Raw genomic sequence first — 20,001 nt, 5'->3', positions numbered from 1 at the left:
CCGGATACGGTAGCGTCCATTAGGTTAGGCTAACCGAACAGTCAAGGTCTGGACCTTGCGCAAGGAACAGTGCGAGGAAGCGACAGGGGCGGCTCGGCCGCCTGCGCGTGTGCGAAAGGGAATTCACCTCGTGTCCTCACCTGCTCCGGCCCGTCCGCGGCCGGTCCACCGGGCGGCGGATCTCCTGGCCGCGTACCTGCCGGGGTCGTTCTACTACTCGTCGGCCCGCGGGGTGCTGCTCGCCGACGGGGTGCACTCGTGCGTCCGCGGCGCCCCCGGCAACCGGGCCGCGGCGGCTGCGGAGGCCTTGGAAGCCGCTGTGCTGGCGGGGGTTGCCGATCCGGTCGTGGTGGGAGCGATCGGGTTTCGGCCGGATTCCGGGAGCAGCCTGATCGTGCCTGCGGTGGTGCGCCGGGCCGAGGTGCCGCGCGACGGGGACGCGACGACCGGGGATTCAGGCAGTCGCGCGAAGCTGGCGGACGCGGTTTCTGAAGGCGATCGCATGGAGCCAAACGGGTTTGCGGCTCGGCGTGAGCGCGCGGGCTCCGGGGGCGATCGAACGGGGCTGGACGGCGATCCGCGACCGGGCGTGGCGGAATCCGGCGGAAACCCGGACAACGCTGGAACGCGCGGCAGTTCAGGCCCCAGAACGTCGAACAAAAACCCCTGGACCGTAGTCCCGCAACCGGCCCCCGAGGTCTACGCCGAAAGCGTCCGCCGGGCGGTCGACCTGATCGCCGACGGGGAACTGCAGAAGGTCGTTCTCGCGCGGGCGTTGGATCTCGTTGGGCAGCAAGGCGTCTCTGTCCAGCAGTTGCTCCGCAACCTCGTCGTGGCTGACCCCGCGGCGCACGCCTTTGCTGTTGACGTCAGCGCCCCGGGGGATGCGGTGCCGCGGACGCTCGTCGGGGCCAGCCCGGAGTTGCTGGTGTCTCGCAAGGGCGACGTCGTGACGGCGAATCCGCTCGCTGGGTCGCGGCGGCGGACAGGTGACCCGGTCCAAGACGCGCAAGCGATTGCCGAGCTTCGAGTGTCCGAAAAGGACCTTAGCGAACACGCACTCGTCGCTGAGCAGGTCGCGGAGGTGCTGGGGCGTTACTGCACCGAACTGGAAGTTCCGGAAGAGCCGGAAGTGATTGGCACGCCTACGATGTGGCACCTTTCCACCCGGATCACCGGGCGGGCCGGGCCGGGTGGGCCGTCGTCGTTGGAGCTGGCCGAGGCGTTGCATCCGACGCCTGCGGTGTGCGGGGTGCCGGTCGAGCTGGCGCGCGACACGATCGCGCGGCTGGAGCCCGAAGACCGCGGGTATTACGCGGGGCTGGTCGGCTGGACCGACCTCGCCGGGGACGGCGAATGGGTGGTCACGATCCGGTGTGCCGAGGTGTCCGACCAGACCGCGCGGCTGTTCGCGGGGGCGGGCGTCGTCGCGGGGTCTGATCCGGCGGCGGAATTGGCTGAGACCAGCGCGAAGTTCGGGACGCTGCTGCGTGCGCTGGGTGCGGAGGGGGTCGCGTGAGCTTGTGGCCGGAGGAAACCGCGGCGAGGTATCGGGCCAGCGGGTATTGGCGGGGGCAGACGTTCGGGGCGTTGCTGACCTCGCTCAAGGACGCGTACGCGGGCCGGACTGCCGTGGTCGGCGAGGAGCAGCGGTGGACGTTCGCCGAGCTGGACGAGCGGGCGCATCGGCTGGCGGCCGGGTTCGCCGCCAGCGGGATCGTGCCGGGCGACCGGGTGGTCGTGCAGTTGCCGAACATCCCGGAGTTCGTGTCTGTCGTTTTTGGACTGTGGCGGGCCGGTGCGGTACCGGTGTTCGCGTTGCCCGCGCATCGCGACAGCGAGTTGCGGCACTTCTTGGAGCAGAGCGAAGCGCAAGCGATCGTCACTGTCGGGGAGCACGCCGGGCACGATCACGCGAAAATGGCGCGTGAGGTGGCGAAACAGCGAAAGGTTCTCGTTGTCGGGGAGCCGGAGTTCGCGGAGCTGGCGGAGACCGCGCCCCAGGAATTGCCGGATCCGGATCCGGAGGGGATGGCGTTTCTGCAACTCTCCGGCGGAAGTACCGGGCTGCCGAAGCTGATTCCGCGTACTCACGACGATTATCTGTACAGCGTCCGGGAGAGCGCGCGGATTTGCGGGCTCAAAAAGGAAAGCGTGTATCTCGCGGCCCTTCCCGTCGCGCATAATTTCCCGCTCAGCTCACCCGGGCTGCTCGGCGCGTTGCACGCGGGCGCGGCCACGGTGCTGGCGCCGCGGCCGGACGCCGATACCGCGTTCCGGCTGATCGAGGCCGAAAAGGTCACGATCAGCGGGGTGGTTCCGCCGTTGGCGGCGGCCTGGGTGCAGGCGGCGGCGCGGACCGGGCGGGATCTGTCCTCTTTGGACGTTCTGCTCGTCGGCGGCGCGAAATGCGGCCGGGAACTGGCCGAACGCGTCGGTCCGGCGCTCGGCTGCCAGCTGCAGCAGGTGTTCGGCATGGCCGAAGGGCTGGTCTGCTACACCCGGCTGGACGATCCCGAAGACCTCGTCCTCAGCACCCAGGGGCGGCCGATCTCGCCGGACGACGAGGTGCGCGTCGTGCATCCGGACGATCCGCTGGCGACGTCGGACGATCTCGTCGAACCGGGCGAAATCGGCGCGCTGCTCACGCGCGGGCCGTACACGATCCGCGGGTACTACAAGGCGGACGAACACAACAAGACCGCGTTCACCGAGGACGGGTTCTATCGCACCGGCGATTTGGTGCGCCGGCGCGAATCCGGGCATCTCGAAGTCGTCGGGCGGGCGAAGGAGCAGATCAACCGCGGCGGCGAGAAGGTCGCGGCGGAAGAGGTCGAGAACCACCTGATGGCGCATCCGGGCGTGCTCGACGCGGCCGTCGTCGCGGTGCCCGACGAGTATCTCGGCGAGCGGACCTGCGCATACGTCGTCCCGGCCGACGGGGCGCAGCCGAGCGCGGCGGAACTGCGCCGGTTCGTGCGCGGGCGCGGGGTGGCCGCGTTCAAGGTGCCGGATCTGGTGGAGGTGGTCGGGGAGTTCCCGGTCACCGGCGTGGGCAAGACGAGCAAACGCGAACTGCGGGCGGCGCTGGCCGCCCTGGCGAAGGAGAGGTGAGGCGTGTCCCTGCCGAAGATCCGGGCGTATCCGCTGCCGACGGCGGCGGACCTGCCCCCGGGGCGGGTCGACTGGCGGCCCGACCCGGCGCGGGCGGCTCTGCTCGTGCACGACGTCCAGCGGTATTTCCTTGCCCCGTATGAAGGTTCGCCGATTCCGGAGATGGTCGCGAACATCGCGGAGCTGGCGGAGAAGGCGCGAAGCTACGGCATGCCGGTGTTCTACACCGCGCAGCCGGGCAAGCAGCCCGCCGCCGATCGCGGGCTGCTCACCGAGTTCTGGGGCGACGGCATCGGCGCGGTGATCGACGACGACCCGCGCGCGGCGGACATCGTCGACGAGCTGGCCCCGCGGCCGGGTGACACCGTGCTGGACAAATGGCGCTACAGCGCCTTCCAGCGCAGCACGTTCCGCGAGCAGCTCGGCGACCGCGACCAGCTGCTGATCACCGGCGTCTACGCGCACATCGGCTGCCAGACCACGGCGGTCGAGGCGTTCATGCGCGACGTCCGGCCGTTCCTGATCAGCGACGCGGTCGCGGACTTCGACCGCTCCCGGCACGACCAGGCGTGCGAGTACGTCGCGCAACGCTGCGGCGTCGTCACCACCACCGCCGCCGCGCTCGCCGCGCTCTCGGCGCCGATTCCCGCAGGAGCACCTCGATGAGCACCCCCGGACTGACTGCCGGCCAGGTCAACGCGGACGTCGCCGAACTGCTCGGCTGCGGCCTCGACGAGCTGACCCCGGACACCGATCTCGCCGACCTCGGCCTCGATTCGATGCGGATCATGAGCCTGGTCGAGAAGTGGCGCGGCGCGGGCGCGGCGCAGCTGGAATTCGCCGACCTCGCCGAAGACCCGCGCCTCGGGCACTGGACGAAGCTGCTCACCGGCGGCGCGCAGTGAGCCGGGACGAGCACCGGCACCGTCATACCGCGCGCATCGCGGAGGTCCGCGCGGGCCGTCAGGCCGAGAAAGTGCCCTACCCGATCCGGATCCGGCGCGCGGAGGTCGTGCGGACCAGCGCGGTCGGCGCCGGCCTGTTGCGCGTCACCCTCGGCGGGCCGGGCACGACCGGGTTCGAGGCGCATTCGCCGGACGAGCACGTGAAGATCATCTTCCCGGACGCGGACGGCGAGCTGCGGCTGCCCGAGGCGAACGGCGACCTGCTCCGCTGGCCGAAGCCTTCGCCGGTCTCGCGCGAGTACACCGTCCGCCGCTACGACCCGGCGTCCGGCGAGCTGGACCTCGATGTCGCGCTGCACGACGGCGGTCTCGGCTCGGACTGGGCGCGCGCGGTTCAACCGGGCGAGACCGTGCACGTCGCCGGTCCGCCGGGCGGGCTGATCGTGCCGCACAACTACGACCGCTACCTGCTCGCCGGCGACATCACCGCGTTGCCCGCACTCGCGCGCTGGCTGGAGGAACTGCCGCGGACCGCGGCGGGCTGGGCGTTCGCCGAGGTCGCCGACGCGAGCGAGCAGATCGACCTCGACGCTCCGGACGGCGTCGAAGTCCATTGGCTGCACCGCGGAGCAGCCGCACCGGGCAGCGTCGAGCTTCTCGCCGACGCAGTGCGCGAAGTCAAAGTGCCGGAAGGCGAACGGCTTTACGCGTGGATCGCCGGAGAAGCGGGTGCGATCAAGCCGCTGCGCCGCTGGCTGCGCGACGACCTCGGGCTCGCCCGCGAGGACTGGGACGTGACCGGCTACTGGAAACGCGGCGTCGCGGACTTCGACGACGAGCACGACCACTGATCCATCAGAACAGCAAGGACCCTCGCATGACCGTCACCAGAACCACCCGTCTCGCCGCCGCCGCGCTCGCGGTCGCCCTCACCGTCGTCGCCGGCTGCGGTTCCGGCGACGCGCGGAGCGGCGGGAGCGGCGGGAGCGACGCCCCGACCCGCGCGTTCGCCGCCGACAACGGCGAGATCAAGATCCCGGTCAAGCCGAAGCGCGTGATCGCGACCGGTTACGCCGTTCCCGCGCTGCTCGAGGCGAAGGCTCCGCTCGTCGGGATCTCGACGTGGAAGCGCGGGCTGCCGATGATGACGGCCGAGGACCGCAAGAAGTACGACGAGCTGCCGAAGGTCGCGGGCGAACAGGCCGCCGAGACGAACTACGAGGCCATCGCGCAGGCGGATCCGGACCTGATCGTGATCGGCGTGCCGAAGCCGGTGCTCGCGGACATCGACGTCAAGCGGCTGCAGGAGATCGCGCCGGTCGTGGCGATCGGGCCGTCGGTGCCGTCGGCGTGGCGGGAGCTTTCGCGCAAGCAGTCCGACGCGGCGGGCGCGCTGGCCGGGTTCGACGCCGCGCGCCAGGAGTACGAGGCGAAGGCGAAGCAGCTCGCGGACAAGTACAAAACCGTGCTGCCGCAGCTGAAACTGGGGCACGTCGGCGCGTACGGCGAGGTCGCGAAGGGCAATTTCCAGCGCGAGTTCGACAACTCCTGGGGCACCAACATCGCCCAGGACCTCGGTGCGAAGTACTACGGCCAGGTGAAGGTCAAGGGCGGCGGTTCGAAGGACGTCAGCGAGTACCCGTCGATCGAGGAGCTGCCGACGGCGTTCGCGCAGGCGGACGCGATCACGTACTCGGTCAAGCCGGACGGCTCGGTGCCGCCCGCGGTGAAGTACGTGCTCGATTCGCCGCTGTGGAAGGAACTTCCCGCGGTGAAGGCGGGCAAGACGTTCGCCTTCCGCTACACCGAAGCGGCCACCTACCGGGCGGCGATGAAGACGCTGGACGCGGTGGGCCAGGCGTTCGCGCCGCTGCTGAAGAAGTGACCGCGCGCAGCCGGACCGCGCTGCTGGCCGCCGCCGTCGTCCTGCTGGCGGCGGTGGCCGTGGTCAGCGTGGGCGTCGGCGCGCACGGCATCGCGCCGGCGGAGGTGCTCCGGGCCATTTTCGGCCACGGCGATCCGGCGGATCAGGCGGTGGTGCGCGACGTCCGGGCACCGCGGGCGCTGCTGGCAGTCGGTGTCGGAGCGGCGCTGGCGGTGGCCGGTGTGCTCGTCCAGGTGTTGTCGCGCAACCCGTTGGCCGAACCCGGCGTGCTCGGCGTGACCGCCGGGGCCGGGTTCGCCATCACGATCGGTTCCGCGCTCGGCATCGCTGTTTCGGCGTCGGGGGAGCTGCTGTTCGCCGTGCTCGGCGCGGTGCTGGCGACCCTGCTGGTGTACGCGGTCGGCCGGCGGTCGCCATTGCGGATGGTGCTGACCGGCACCGCGCTGACCTTCGTGCTCAGCGGCGTTTCGCTAGGGCTCCGGCTGTTGCTGCCGGACACTTTCGACCGGTACCGGTTCTGGGCGGTCGGTTCGCTGGCCGGACGGGAACAGGCTCCGTTGACAGTGCCGTTGATCGTGATCGCGGTGAGCGTGGTCGCCGCGTTCCTGTTGAGCCGTCAGCTGAACGCGCTCGCGCTGGGCGACACTGTCGCGCACACTCTCGGCGCGCGCGTCGCACGAATCCGTGCGGTGACGCTGTTGCTGATCACCTTGCTGGCCGGAGCGGCGACTGCGGTGGCCGGGCCGATTCTGTTCGTGGGCCTGATCGTGCCGCATCTCGCTCGGCGCGCGGCGGGCGCTTCGGTGCCGTGGCTGACCGCGTTCGCGGTGGTGCTGGGCCCGATTCTGCTGCTCGTGTCGGACATCGGTTCACGCGTGCTGCTGCCGACCGGCGAGGTGCCGGTCGCGATCGTGACGGCGTTCGTCGGTGGTCCGGTGCTGATCTGGGCGGTTCGCAAGTACGGGACGGCCGCGCTGTGACCGCGTTCGTGTTCCGCCGCGGGCGATTTTCGCTGCGGGTCGAGCGCCGCACGGTCATCCTCGTCGCGGTGCTCGCCGTCATCCTCGCCGGGCTTGCGTTGCTGGGACTGTGTTACGGCGCGGCCTGGGCCAGTCCGGCACGGGTGTTCGCCGCGCTTGGCGGCTCCGGCGGCGGACCGGGCGTCGTGATCCGCGAATGGCGGCTGCCGCGCGTGGCGGCCGGGCTCGTGTTCGGTGCCGCACTCGGGCTGGCCGGGGCGATTTTCCAGAACGTCACCCGGAATCCGCTGGGCAGCCCGGACGTGATCGGCCTCGATTCCGGCGCTTACACCGGCGCGCTGATCGCGATGACGGTGCTGTCCGGGTCGCCGGCGCAGCTGACGTTCGCCTCGGTGCTCGGCGGGCTGGTCACCGCGGCCGCGGTCTATCTGCTTTCGATGGGCGGCAGCCGGTCCGGGCTGCGGCTGATCGTCATCGGGATCGCGATCAACGCGATGCTGACCGCGTTGAACTCGTGGATCGTGCTGCGCGCCGACCTGGAAGTGGCGATCGCCGCGGTCGGCTGGAGCGCCGGTTCGCTCAACGGCATCGGCTGGAGCGACGTCGCGGTGCCGTTCGGGGTGCTGGCCGTGCTGTTCGCGGTGCTGCTGACCCGGGCGCCCGCGCTGCACCAGGCGGCGCTCGGCACGGAACTCGCGGTGACGACGGGGGTCCGGCACGAATCCCTGCGGCTGCAACTGGTCGTGATCGGTGTCGCCTGCACGGCGACGGTTACCGCGGTGGCCGGGCCGATCGCGTTCGTCGCGCTCGCCGCCCCGCAGATCGGCCGCAGGCTCGCCCGCGCGCCCGGCATTCCGCTGCTGCCCGCCGCGCTGACCGGCGCGGTGCTGCTCGCCGGAGCCGATCTCGTCGCGCAGATGCTGCTCGCCCCGGTGTCGCTGCCGGTCGGCGTGGTCAGCACGGCGATCGGCGGCTGCTACCTGATCTGGCTGCTCACCAAGGAGGTGCGGCGGAAGTGACCGCCCGCTTGACCGCTCGGGACCTCACCCTGCGCTACGGCGACCGCGTCGTCTCGACGCAGTTGCGGCTCGACGTGCCCGACCGCGCGTTCACCGCGGTGGTCGGCCCGAACGCGTGCGGCAAATCGACATTGCTGCGCGCGTTCGTCCGGCTGCTCCGTCCGTCCGACGGCGGCGTGACCTTCGACGGCCGCGAGGTCGGAGCCTATCCGGCCAAGGCGCTGGCGCGGGAACTCGGCTTCCTGCCTCAGGATCCGTCCGCGCCGGAGGACGTCCGCGTCCGGCAACTGGTCGCACGCGGCCGGTTCCCGCACCAGTCGCTGCTGTCGTCGTGGTCGGAGGAGGACGAGACCGCGGTGGTCGGCGCGATGACCGCGGCCGGGGTCGCCGGGCTGGCCGACCGTCCGGTGCAGGAGCTCTCCGGCGGGCAGCGGCAGCGGGTGTGGATCGCGGTCGTGCTCGCGCAGCGCACGCCGTACCTGCTGCTCGACGAGCCGACGTCGTTCCTCGACATCGCGCACCAGTACCAGGTGCTGGAGCTGCTGAAACGGCTGCGCGACGAGGGCCGCACGGTGATCGCGGTGCTGCACGACATCAACCAGGCCTGCCGCTACGCCGACCACGTGGTCGCCATGCGCGACGGCCGGGTCGTGGCGGAGGGCGAGCCCGGCGACGTCGTGGACGCCGCGCTGATCAAGGAAGTCTTCGACCTGCCGAGCGTCGTGGTGCCCGATCCGGTCACCGGCACGCCGATGGTCGTGCCGTCGCTCTGAGCCCGGGAGTCACCTGTTGAGCACCGCACTCGCCACCCTCGAGCTGACCAGCGCCCAGCTGGGCATCTGGAACGCGCAGCGGCTGGAACCGGATTCGCCGTACTACCTCGTCGGCGACGTCATCGAGATCACCGCGGTTTCCGGCGACGCACCGATCGACGTCGCGGCGCTGGCCGAGGCCATCCGGGCGACCACCGAGGAAGCCGAAAGCTTGCGCCTGCGGGTGCTCGACACTCCGGACGGCCCGCGGCAAACCGTGTCCGCCGAGCCGGTTCCGTTGCCGGAGATCGTTGACCTGCAAGGGGAAGCGGACCCGCTGGCCGCGGCGCACGCCCGGGTCGCGGCGGAGCGGCAGCGGGCGGCCGAGGCGTGTCGCGGGATGCTGGACCGGGCGTTGTTCTCGCACCTGATCCTCCGGCTTTCCGGCACCGAAGTGTGGTTTACCCAGCTGGGCCACCATTTGGTGTTCGACGGGTACACCGCGGCGATGCTCGCCCGGCGCACGGCCGCCCGCTACACCGCCGCGGTGCGGGGCGAAGACGTGCCGCCGTCGGCGTTCGGCCGCTTCGCCGATCTGGTGGACGCCGACCGTGCGTACCGGATGAGCGAGCGTTTCGCCCAGGACCGCGAGTACTGGTGCGACCGGTTCACCCCGATGCCGGAGCTGGCCGAGGACGCGAGCGCGGCCGGGCTGCCGGAAGCGACGTTCACCGCGCGCGCCGAACTCGCCTCGGACGAGGTCGCCGGTCTTGGCGAACTGGGCAAGCGCGCCGGGACGACCTGGGGCGATGCGCTGATCGCGTGTTACGCGGCGTTCCTGCACCGGGTGCTCGGGACGGCGGACGTCGTGTTCGCGGTGCCGTTGATGTGCCGGGTGGGCGCGGCGCTGCGCACTCCGGCGATGGCGGTCAACGTGCTGCCGTTGCGGGTTCGCGTGCGGCCGGGGGACCGGCCGGAGGAGCTGACCGCGCGGGTCGCGCGGGCGCTGCGGGAAATGCGCGCGCACCAGCGGTACCGGGGGGAGAACCTGCCGCAGGACCTGGCGGTGCCGGGTGCGGGTGCGTTGCTGCATGGCCGCGGGATCAACCTCAAGGCGTTCGACCTGGAGCTGGCGTTCGGCGAGGCGCGCGCGACGATGCGGAACGTCGCGGGCGGGCCGCCGGAGGACATGGGCCTCAGCGTGCTGCCGACGGCGGGCGGCGGGCTGTTGCTGGGGTTCGAGGTCGACGCGCGGTCGCAGGACCAGGCTGGGGTCGATGCGCAGCTCACCGCGTTGAAGGCGTTGATCTCCGCGTTCACCGGGACGGACGCGCCGGTGGTCGGCGGGGTGGACCTGGTGCCGGATGTCGACGCCTTGCTCGCCGAGTGGTCGACTCCCGCTGTCGCCGCGCCGGAGGTCCGTGAAGGGCCCCTTGAGGGAATTGGATTCCTGCAAGGAGTCCTTCACGGACAGACGGCGCTGGTGTGCGGCGATGAGCGGCTCACCGGCGACGAGGTGCTGGACCGGGCGCACCGGCTGGCGCGGGCGCTGCGGGCGCGCGGCGTCGGGGCGGACGACGTGGTGGCGCTGGCGCTGCCCCGGTCGGTCGATCTGGTCGTGGCGTTGCTGGCGGTTATCGACGCGGGGGCCGCGTTCCTGCCGCTGGACCTGGCGCATCCGGCGGAACGCTTGCGCGAGCTGGTCGCCGAGGTGAGTCCGAAACTCGCTGTGACGGACTCGGATCTGCTGCCCGGAGTGCCGCGGCTTCGGCTGGACGATCCGGTGGCAAGGGACGAGATCGCCGGGTACCCGGCGGCGGGATTGTCCGATGTGGACCGTCATCCGGAACACCTCGCGTACGTCATCTTCACCTCGGGCTCCACCGGGAAGCCCAAGGGAGTGCTGGTCCGGTCCGGCGGGCTGGAGACGTTGCTGCGGAACCACCGCGCGACCACCGTCGCCGAGACCTCGCGGGGACGGCGGCTCCGCGTGGCGCACACGTATTCGTTCGCCTTCGACTCGGCGATCGAGCAGGTGCTGTGGATGCTGTGCGGGCACGAATTGCACGTCTACGACACGGAAACCGCGCGCGACGTCGATGCTTTGCACGCCGCTTTCCTGCGCGACCGGATCGACGTCATCGACACCACGCCGTCGATGGCGGCTCCGTTGCTGGACGCGGGTTCGCTCGATCCGGCGTTGCTGGTGCTCGGCGGCGAGGCGACACCTCCGGCGTTGTGGCAGCGGGTCGCTTCGTCCGGCATCCGGGCGCGCAATATCTACGGTCCGACTGAGACCACTGTGGACGGTGCCAGCGCGTCGATCACCGGGGACGAACCGGTGATCGGGTTCGCCGTTCCCGGGACTCGGGCGTACGTGCTCGACGCCGCGCTGCGACCGGTGCTGCCGGGCAGTCGCGGGGAGTTGTACCTCGCCGGGCCGCATTTGGCTCGTGGTTACCTCGGCCGTCCGGGTGCGACGGCGGAACGGTTCGTCGCCGATCCGTTCGGGCCGCCGGGGGAGCGGATGTACCGCACCGGCGACGTCGTGCGCTGGGTGCCTGGCCGTGGGCTGGAGTACCTGGGGCGGCGCGACGGGCAGGTCAAGATTCGTGGCCACCGCGTGGAATTGGGTGAGGTCGAGGGTGCGCTCGGGGCGGTGCCGGGGGTGCGGGCCGCTGCGGCGGCGGTGCGCGGACCGCGGCTGATCGGATATGTCGTTGGTGCCGGGCTCGTGGCGGACGACGTGCGCGCGACGCTCGCACAGCGGCTGCCGGAGGCGATGGTCCCGGCGGCGGTCGTGGTGCTGGACGAACTTCCGTTGACCAGCAACGGAAAACTCGACCGGACCGCGCTGCCCGCCCCCGCTGCGGCAGCCGGGGGACGGGAGCCGCGGACGGAGCGGGAACGGTTGCTGTGCGCCGCGATCGCCGAGGTGATCGGCGTGGAGCGGGTCGCCGTGGACGATGATTTCTTCGCCCTCGGCGGCGACAGCATCACCGCGATCAGCGTGAGCAGCCGGTTGCGGGCGCACGGGCTCGACCTTCGGCCGCGCGATTTGCTGGCACGACGCAGTTTCGCGGCCTTGGCAGCGGCCAGCCGGGATCTGTCCGAACCGGACAGTGAGCCGGACGAACCGGTCGGCGAGGTCCCGGCGCCGCCGATCGTGCGGACGTTGTTCGACTTGAATCCGGATCTGGACGCGATCGTCGGGTATGCACAGTGGACGGTGGTCCGCGTCGGCGGTCCGGTGCCAGGGTTGGTCGATGGCGTTCAGGCGGTTCTCGACCACCACGACGTGTTGCGGCTTCGCGTCGAACCCGATGGCACGTTGGTGATCCGGCCGCGTGGCGCGGTCGCGGCGGTCGTCAGCGAGGCGGCTGGGGACCCGGCCGAGGTGGCGGAGCGGCTGGCGTCCGAATTGGACCCGCGCGCGGGGGCGATGCTGCGGGTCGCGCTGGTGGGGGACCAGTTGGTGATTGTCGTGCACCACCTGGCGATCGACGGGGTTTCCTGGCGCATCCTGCTGCCTGATCTGCAGACGGCCTGCGAGGGCGGGGTTCTGGAGCCGGTGCGCACTTCCTGGCGACGCCACGCCTTGACTCTCGCCGAGCAGGGCGCGAGCGGTGCGCGGCGCGGGGAACTGGAGTACTGGCGGTCGATGGAGAAGAGCAAGCTTGACCCGAGGCGAGACACCGTCGCCACCGCACATCGTTCAGTTACCGTTGCCACTGAAGAAGAAAGCACCGCGATCCTCACGACGCTGCCCGCCGCCTATCGCGCGGGTGTCGATGAGGTGCTGCTCGCCGCGCTCGTACTGACGCTGCGCGGCGACGAAGACGCGTTGACCGTGACGATGGAGGGCCACGGCCGCGAAGGCTTGGACCTCGCCCGCACGGTCGGCTGGTTCACCGCCGAATACCCGGTCCACATCGAACTGTCCGGTGTGGACACTATCGATCGGTTGCTTCGCGCGGCAAAGGAAGCACGGCGCGCGGTGCCGGACGGCGGGGTCGGCTTCGGAGTCCTCCGGTACCTGGACCCCGGTGCTGAGTTCGCGCCGGAAATGCCGGACGTCCTGCTCAACTACCTCGGCCGGTTCACTCCGCTGTCCGGCGGCTGGCAGCTGCCGGACGAGGACCCGTTCGCCGTCATCGAACCGCCCGCGAAGGCGTTGGAACAGGTCCTGGCACTGAACTGCTTCGTCCGCGAGGACGGCGCGCCGCGGATCGCCGTCGAATGGACCGCCGCCAGCCGGGTTCTGCCGCCGGAGGAAGTCGAACGTCTGCAAGAAGCCTGGGCAGCCGCATTGGTTGCGTTGGCGGCGCACGCGCGGGAGAACATCGGCGGGCTCACGCCGTCCGATCTTCCGCTGGTCACGCTCACCCAGGACGAGATCGACGCCCTCGAACAGCAGGGCCCGATCGCCGACGTCCTGCCCGCGACGCCGTTGCAGGCCGGGCTTTCGTTCCATACGCTGACCCGAGGCGGACCGGACGTCTACACCGTGCAGGCGGTCACCCGGCTCGAAGGGCAGCTCGATCCGGACCGGATGCGTGCCGCTGCCGAGGCGTTGCTACGGCGGCACCCGGCGCTGCGCGTCCATCTGCACACGACGGCGGCGGGCGAGGTCGTGCAGGTCGTGCCCGCCGACGTGTATCTGGACTGGCGGCACGTCGAGCACCCGGAGAACGCCGACGAGTGCGCGGCTGAGCTGGCCCGGCCGTTCGACCCGGCGGTGCCGCCGCTGATCCGGTTCCTGCTGCTCACCCTCGGTCCCGCCGAACACCGGCTGGTGCTGACGATCCATCACGCGCTGCTGGACGGCTGGTCGATGCCGCTTGTCGGCCGCGCCCTGCTGGCCACTTATGCCGAGCTGGACGGCGGACCGGCCGCTCCGGTCGCGCCGCCGCTGGCCGAGTACCACCGGGTGCTGGCCGCCCGCGATCACGACGTGGCAGTCGAGGCCTGGCAGACCGCGTTGGCTGGTCTGGAAGAAGGAACCCGGCTCGCCCCCGCGACCACAGAGTCCACTTCGGACCGTCCACAACGGATCTGGGTAGGGCTCGGTGCGGAGTTCAGCGAACAACTGCGCGTCTTCGCCCGGAAGCACGGGGTGACGCCCACGGCGGTGTTCCAGACCGCGTGGGGTGTTCTGCTGGCCCGGCTCACCGGACGCCAGGACGTGGTGTTCGGCTGCCCGGTGTCCGGCCGGCCGTCCGACGTGCCCGGCGTGGAGGCGATGATCGGCCAGCTCGGCACGACCATCCCGGTGCGCGTGGCGTTCGCGCCGTCCGATCCGGCCGCGGAGCTGCTGGCGCGGGTGCAGGACGAGAACGCGCGGCTCACCGACCACCACCATCTCGGCCTGCCGGACATCCAGCGCGCGGCGGGCGTCGGCGATCTGTTCGACACGATGCTGGTGATGGAGAACTTCCCGCTCTCCAGCCGGGAACGCGAACCGCTCTCGCCCGGACTCGACCTCGCCGGCGTCGACATCACCGATGCGACGCACTATCCGCTGACCGTGATCGTGCTGCCCGGCGACGAGATCTCGATCGGCCTCGGCTACCAGCCGAGCGCTTTCGACGAGCCGACCGTGGAAGCGTACGGCCGCTGGCTGACGACTCTGCTGCACGAGATCGTGGCCGACCCGCGGCAACCGGTCGCTCGGCTGCGTTCCCTTACGGTGGAAGAAGAATCGGCTCTGCTGCAGCAAGGAACCGGGCCCGAACCCCGGAGGGAAGCCGGTACCTGTCTGGAGGAATTCGCCCGCTGGGTGCGGGAAACTCCGGACGCCGAAGCAGTGGTGTGCCGGGACCGCCGCCTGACTTATGCGGAACTGGACCGGAAGGCGAACCAGCTCGCCCACGCGTTGCGCGCGGCAGGCGTGCGGGAGCAGGACCCGGTCGCGGTGCTGCTGGAACGGGACATCGACCTGGTCGTCGCGTTGTTCGGGGTGCTCAAGGCCGGGGCGGTGCACGTGCCGATGGACCCGACCTACCCAGCGGAACGCCTGGCGCATCTGGTGCGAGACAGTGTGCCTGCCGCAGTGGTGTCCACTTCGGATCCTGGCTTCGGCATTCCGGCCATCGACCCGCTTGTCCTGAGTGGACCGTCTACTTGGGACGATGTGGTCCCGTCGCCGGACTCGCTGGCGTACGTGATCTACACGTCCGGAACCACCGGAAAGCCCAAGGGCGTCGCGATCACGCATCGCGGCATTCCGAGCCTGGTCGCGCTGCAGGAAGACATCGTCGGCATCCGCCGCGGCGAGCGGTACCTGCACTTCGCGTCCACGAGTTTCGACGTGTCGTACTGGCAGTTCTTCCTGCCGTTGCTGTCCGGCGGCACGTCGGTGATCGCGCCGGAGGAGGTCCGCGGGTCCGGCGACGACCTGCTCGCCTACGCCGCCGAACACCGGGTCACCGGGCTGAACCTGCTGCCTTCGTTCCTGTCCGCGATGCCGGACGACGCGACGGTGGACCCGGAGGTGTTCTTCGTGGTCGGTGCCGAGCGGCTCGACCCCGAACTGGCGCACCGCTGGGGCGACCGGCGCGCGCTGTTCAACGCCTACGGCCCGACCGAGGTCACGATCAACTCGCTCACCTGGGTGTACTCCGCCGACGATCCCGGCCCGCTGCCGATCGGACGGCCGGACCCGCAGGTGCGGGCGTACGTGCTGGACGCGGGACTGCGGCCGGTCGGGACCGGTGTCACCGGCGAGCTTTATCTCGCCGGGCCGAAGCTCGCTCGCGGCTACGTGAACCGGCCGGGGCAGACCGCGGAGCGGTTCGTGGCCGATCCGTTCGGCGCGCCCGGCGACCGGATGTACCGCACCGGCGACCTGGTGCGCTGGCGGCCGGACGGACAGCTGGTGTTCCTCGGCCGCGCCGACCACCAGGTCAAGCTGCGCGGGTTCCGGATCGAACCGGGCGAGATCGAGTCCGCGCTGGCGCGGCATCCGGACGTACGGGCTGCCGTCGTGCTCGTGCGCGAGGACCGGCCAGGGGACCGGCGGCTGGTCGGCTACGTCGTGCCGGTCGACGGCGCGGACCCGGATCCGGCCGCGCTGCGCGAGTATCTGGCCGCCGAACTGCCTGCGCACATGGTGCCGTCGGCGGTGCTTTCGCTGGAGCGGCTGCCGCTCGGGCCTAGCGGCAAGCTCGACCGGGCCGCCTTGCCCGCGCCTGGTCCGCGCAACGTCGCCGCGGCTCGGCAACCGGCGACCGAAGCGGAAACCGTGCTGCTGCAAGTGGTTCGGGAACTGCTCGGCCCGGACGTCACGATCGACGACGGATTCCTCGACGCTGGCGGCGACAGCATCGCGTCGCTCCGGCTGGTCGCGCGAGCCCGGCGGGAAGGCCTGCATCTGACCGCGCGGGACGTCTTCGAGGGCGGCACGATCGCCGGGATCGCGGCCCGCTGCAGTGACCGGACTGTGGTGGTGTCGCCGGATCTCACGCCCGCGATCGGGGACGCACCGCTGACGCCCGTCATGCGGGAGCTGCTGGAACGCGCTGGTTCGGCCGCGGACGGGTTCTGCCAGTGGGTCGAGGTGTGCGTGCCCTCCGATGGTGACGTGCCGAAGTGGCGGGCGGCGCTCGACGCGGTGCTCGAACGGCACGATGTGCTGCGTTCGCACCTGGCCGGCGAGGTGCTGCGCGTTCCGGAACCTGGCGCGGTGACCGGGGCGGACGTGCTGATGGCCGTCCCGGCGGGCGAGGACGCGGATCTGCGGGCGCTGCTGGACGACCAGATCGCCGCTGTCCGGTCCACAATGGACCCGCGGACCGGCCCGATGCTGCGTGCGGTGTGGGTGGACGCCGGGCCTGCGCGTCCGGGGCGGCTCGCGCTCGTCGCGCACCACCTCGTCGTGGACGCGGTGTCGTGGCGGATCCTTCTCGACCACCTTGAGCAGGCGTATCTCGGCCACCAGTTGCCGGATCGCGGGCCGTCGTTCCTCGGGTGGGCACGGGCGTTGGTTGCGGCCAAGCCTGCGCGGCAGGTGGAAAGCCCGCACTGGCAACGGGTTACGGCCTCGGCCTGTTCCGTGAGCGGAACTGCGCAGCACCACGAGATCGAGGTGTCGGAGGACATCACGCAGGCGGTGCTGACGACATTGCCGGGCGCGTACCGGACCGGCCCGGACGCCGTGCTGCTCACCGCTTTCGCGCGGGCTTACCGTGCCTGGCGTGGTTCGGAGTTGCTTGTCGCGCTGGAAAGCCACGGACGTCCGGACCACACGCCGGACTTCGCCGGAGCGGTCGACCTGTCCCGGACGGTCGGCTGGTTCACCGCGATGTACCCGGCGCGGATCACGCCGCCCTCTGGAGAGAGGGCGATCGCCGCGGTCCGTGATCAGCTCCGCGCCGCCGGCGACGGGCTCGGGTACGGCATCCTCGGCGGAACGGCGACCGGAGCGGACGTCAGCTGGAACTACCTCGGCCGGTTCGAGGCGGCACCGCAGGAAGAGACGCCGTGGCAGCGCCCGCCGGACGCCGATCCGCTCGGCTCCGCCGGAGCACCGCTCGCACACGCGCTGATGGTGAACGCGATGGTGCGCGACGATCGGCTGGCAGTGCGCTTCACCTGGCCGTCCTCGGAGTTCAGCGCGGACGAGGTCGCGGCCTTGGGAACCGCGTTCCAGGAGGAACTCGCGGCGCTGGCCGGTGCGGTACCGGCTGGCGAGCTGCTGCCGTTGACGCCTCTGCAGGAGCTGATCCTGCGCGAATCGCGGGCGGCGGACGAGGATCCGTACCCGGTGCAGGCGGCGTTCTCGCTGGCCGGAGCGCTGGATCCGGCCGCGTTGGAGGCCGCGGCGAACGCGTTGGTGCGGCGGCATCCGAACCTGGGCGCGGTTTTCCCGGCCGGGCACGAGGTGCAGGTGCTGCCGACGGAACCGCAGGTCGGCTTCCGGGTGCGTTCGGCCGGGGAGGACGTCGAGCGGCTGCTGGCCGAAGAGCTCGCCGAGCCGTTCGATCTCGGTGCGGGGCCGTTGCTGCGGGTCACGGTGCTCCGGCACGGCCCGGATCGGCACGAACTCGTGTTGACCAGCCATCACCTGTTGTCCGATGGTTGGTCGGCGCCGCGGATCCTGGGTGAGTTGTTCGCCGGGTACTCCGGTGAGTCGCTGCCGGAGGCGGTGCCCGTGTCGCGGTACACGCGGTGGCTCGCGGCGCGGGACCACGCGGTCAGCGGGCAGGCGTGGCGGACCGAACTGGCCGATCTGCCGTCGCGGAAGCTCCTGTGCGGACAGCCAGTGGCGGTCGAACCGGAACTGTTCACTGTGGACGCTTCGCTGGTTGCTTCGTTGACCCAAGCCGGTGCCAAACACGGGGTGACCGCAGGGACTTTGCTCCAGGGTGCGTGGGCGGCGGTGCTCGCGGCGCGTTCCGGGGTCGCCGATGTCGCTTTCGGGGCGATGGTTTCCGGGCGGACGTCCGAAGTGGACGGCGTCGAAGAGATCCTCGGGCTGCTCGCCAACACCGTGCCGGTGCGGGTCCGTTTCACCGGCACCGTGGCGGAGACTCTCGCGCAAACCCAATCCCGGCAACAGGAACTGCTCGCGCATCAGCACGTCGGCCTCGCTGAAATGGCTGCGTTGACCGGTCGGGACAGGTTGTTCGACAGCCTCGTCGTGTTCGAAAACTACCCGGTGGACCCGGCGAAACTGCGCGAACCGGCTCCTGGGCTGCGGATCACCGGGACCAGGTTCCGCGAACGCACGCACTACCCGATGACGGTGACCGTGGTGCCCGAACTCGCTGGCGGCTGGTCCGGCGTATTCGGTTACCAGGACGGGATTCTGACGGCGGCGGAAGCCCGGTCGCTGGTCGCGGACCTGCTGCGGTTCCTCAGCGAGCTGCCGTCGCGGCTGGACGACGACGCGGGTGAGTTCGCGAGGGTGCGGTGAACCTGTGGCGGACTGCGTTCGTGCTCGTGCTGGGCACGTTCATGGCGACGCTCGACAGCACGATCGTCTCGGTCGGTGTGGAGACGCTGGCGCAGCGGTTCGACGCGTCCGTCACTGAGGTCCAGTGGGTGACCACGGCGTATCTGCTCGCGGTGGTGGCCGCGGTGCCCGCGTCGGGCTGGCTCGCGGCGCGGTTCGGTGGTCGGCGGACCTGGCTGACCGCTGTGGTTGTGTTCGTGCTGGCGTCGTTGTTGTGCGGGCTGGCGAGTTCGTTGCCGATGCTGGTGGCGTTCCGCGTGCTGCAGGGGCTGGCGGGCGGGTTGCTGCCGCCGACCGGACAAGCGTTGCTGGCGCGGGCGGCCGGGCCGGAGCGGATCGGACGGCTGATCAGCGTCGTCGGCGTGGTGCCGTTGCTGTCGCCGGTGCTGGGTCCGCTGGCGAGCGGGGCGATCCTCAACGTCGCGGACTGGCCGTGGCTGTTCTACGTCAACCTGCCGGTCGGCGTGGTCGCGGTGCTGCTCGGGTTGCGGTATGTCGCGGCGGACGCGCCGACCGATCCGCGCGAGCCGTTCGATTTCCGCGGTGCGGCTTTGCTTTCGCCAGGGCTGGCTGCGGTGGTTTTCGGACTCACCGGGTTCTCCGACGGATACCCGAAGCTGCTTTCCACGGCGGCGGTCGTGGCGGGTTTGCTGATGCTGGCCGCGTTTGTCCGGCACGGGTTGCGAGTGCGGGCACCGTTGCTGGACCCGCGATTGTTCACCCGACCGCCGTTCGGAGCCGCTGCGTTGGCGTTGGTCGTGCTGGGCGCTTCGGTGTTCGGCACGATGTTCTTGCTGCCGTTGTATCTGCGTCGCGGTGCCGGATTGGACGCGTGGGACACCGGATTGCTGTTGGCGCCGCAGGGAATCGGCGCGGCCGCAGGGTCTGTTCTGGTGCATCGCATCGTGGATCGAGTGGCGCCGCGGACGTTGGTGTTGTCCGGGATCGGCCTGGTCGCGTTGGGAACGGCGGCGTTCACTCAGCTTGGTCCCGGACTTCCGGATGTCGTGTTGGTCATTTCCTTGTTGCTGCGTGGTTTCGGAGCGGCGATGATCAGTGCGCCGGTGCTGGCGCTGGTGTACCGGAGTCTTGAGAAGGCGCAGCTGCCGAAAGCGGCCGGGGCGCTGAATTTGCTGAACACTCTGGGCGGTTCGGTCGGGACCGCTGTGCTCGCGCTGGTGTTGCAAAACCGTTTGACCGCAAGGGGCACCGATGTCGCGGCGGCCTTCGCGGACACGTTCTGGTGGGTGCTCGGACTGGTCGTGGCGGCGGCTGCCGGGGCGGCGAAGCTGCCTAAGGAAAGACATCTCAGGTTCTTAAAAGTCAAGCCGCAGCAGTGAGCGGAGGTGGAAAGGCCTGATGTTCGTCGAAAGGTTGTCCTGTTTGGAGGC

Annotated in this window: 11 protein-coding genes; all 11 read left to right on the top strand. The window is 70.7% G+C overall.

The features are described 5' to 3' along the window. Window positions 1-130: 130 nt before the first annotated feature. The 11 genes from ACZ7SW_RS26990 to ACZ7SW_RS26940 are packed head-to-tail and all read left to right on the top strand — an operon-like array spanning window position 131 to window position 19,950. Window positions 131-1,519 carry an isochorismate synthase gene (locus tag ACZ7SW_RS26990; protein WP_470233150.1) on the top strand — a complete coding sequence of 463 codons (1,389 nt, stop codon included), beginning with the start codon at window positions 131-133 and terminating at the stop codon, window positions 1,517-1,519. Next, window positions 1,516-3,114: a (2,3-dihydroxybenzoyl)adenylate synthase gene (locus ACZ7SW_RS26985; RefSeq protein ID WP_470233149.1), complete on the top strand. Its 1,599-nt coding sequence runs from the start codon at window positions 1,516-1,518 to the stop codon at window positions 3,112-3,114. The genes ACZ7SW_RS26990 and ACZ7SW_RS26985 overlap by 4 nt, the downstream gene beginning before the upstream one ends. A gap of 3 nt (window positions 3,115-3,117) precedes the next feature. Then, window positions 3,118-3,780, top strand: a complete 663-nt coding sequence (locus ACZ7SW_RS26980; protein WP_470233148.1) for an isochorismatase family protein — start codon at window positions 3,118-3,120, stop codon at window positions 3,778-3,780. Then, window positions 3,777-4,019 carry a phosphopantetheine-binding protein gene (locus ACZ7SW_RS26975; RefSeq protein WP_116199911.1) on the top strand — a complete coding sequence of 81 codons (243 nt, stop codon included), beginning with the start codon at window positions 3,777-3,779 and terminating at the stop codon, window positions 4,017-4,019. Before ACZ7SW_RS26980 ends, ACZ7SW_RS26975 begins: the two co-directional genes overlap by 4 nt. After that, window positions 4,016-4,870: a siderophore-interacting protein gene (locus tag ACZ7SW_RS26970; RefSeq protein ID WP_470233147.1), complete on the top strand. Its 855-nt coding sequence runs from the start codon at window positions 4,016-4,018 to the stop codon at window positions 4,868-4,870. The genes ACZ7SW_RS26975 and ACZ7SW_RS26970 overlap by 4 nt, the downstream gene beginning before the upstream one ends. A gap of 26 nt (window positions 4,871-4,896) precedes the next feature. Further along, entirely contained in the window at window positions 4,897-5,904 is a 1,008-nt protein-coding gene (locus ACZ7SW_RS26965; RefSeq protein ID WP_470233146.1) for an ABC transporter substrate-binding protein, read from the top strand. Continuing rightward, entirely contained in the window at window positions 5,901-6,884 is a 984-nt protein-coding gene (locus ACZ7SW_RS26960; RefSeq protein WP_470233145.1) for a FecCD family ABC transporter permease, read from the top strand. Before ACZ7SW_RS26965 ends, ACZ7SW_RS26960 begins: the two co-directional genes overlap by 4 nt. Beyond that, window positions 6,881-7,903: a FecCD family ABC transporter permease gene (locus ACZ7SW_RS26955; RefSeq protein WP_470233144.1), complete on the top strand. Its 1,023-nt coding sequence runs from the start codon at window positions 6,881-6,883 to the stop codon at window positions 7,901-7,903. Before ACZ7SW_RS26960 ends, ACZ7SW_RS26955 begins: the two co-directional genes overlap by 4 nt. Continuing rightward, complete coding sequence (locus ACZ7SW_RS26950; RefSeq protein ID WP_238607119.1) at window positions 7,900-8,676, top strand: ABC transporter ATP-binding protein; 777 nt, start codon at window positions 7,900-7,902, stop codon at window positions 8,674-8,676. Before ACZ7SW_RS26955 ends, ACZ7SW_RS26950 begins: the two co-directional genes overlap by 4 nt. 16 nt (window positions 8,677-8,692) lie before the next feature. Continuing rightward, a complete protein-coding gene (locus ACZ7SW_RS26945; RefSeq protein WP_470233143.1) occupies window positions 8,693-18,571 on the top strand; it encodes an amino acid adenylation domain-containing protein in 9,879 nt (3,292 codons plus the stop codon). Further along, window positions 18,568-19,950 (top strand): DHA2 family efflux MFS transporter permease subunit, encoded by a 1,383-nt coding sequence (locus tag ACZ7SW_RS26940; protein WP_470233142.1) that lies wholly within the window; start codon window positions 18,568-18,570, stop codon window positions 19,948-19,950. Before ACZ7SW_RS26945 ends, ACZ7SW_RS26940 begins: the two co-directional genes overlap by 4 nt. Window positions 19,951-20,001: the final 51 nt, after the last annotated feature.

It is taken from the genome of Amycolatopsis sp. NPDC114484 (genome assembly GCF_055633755.1).
The sequence above is the reverse complement of the archived record's forward strand: the minus strand, read 5'-3'. Positions and strand labels throughout refer to the sequence as shown.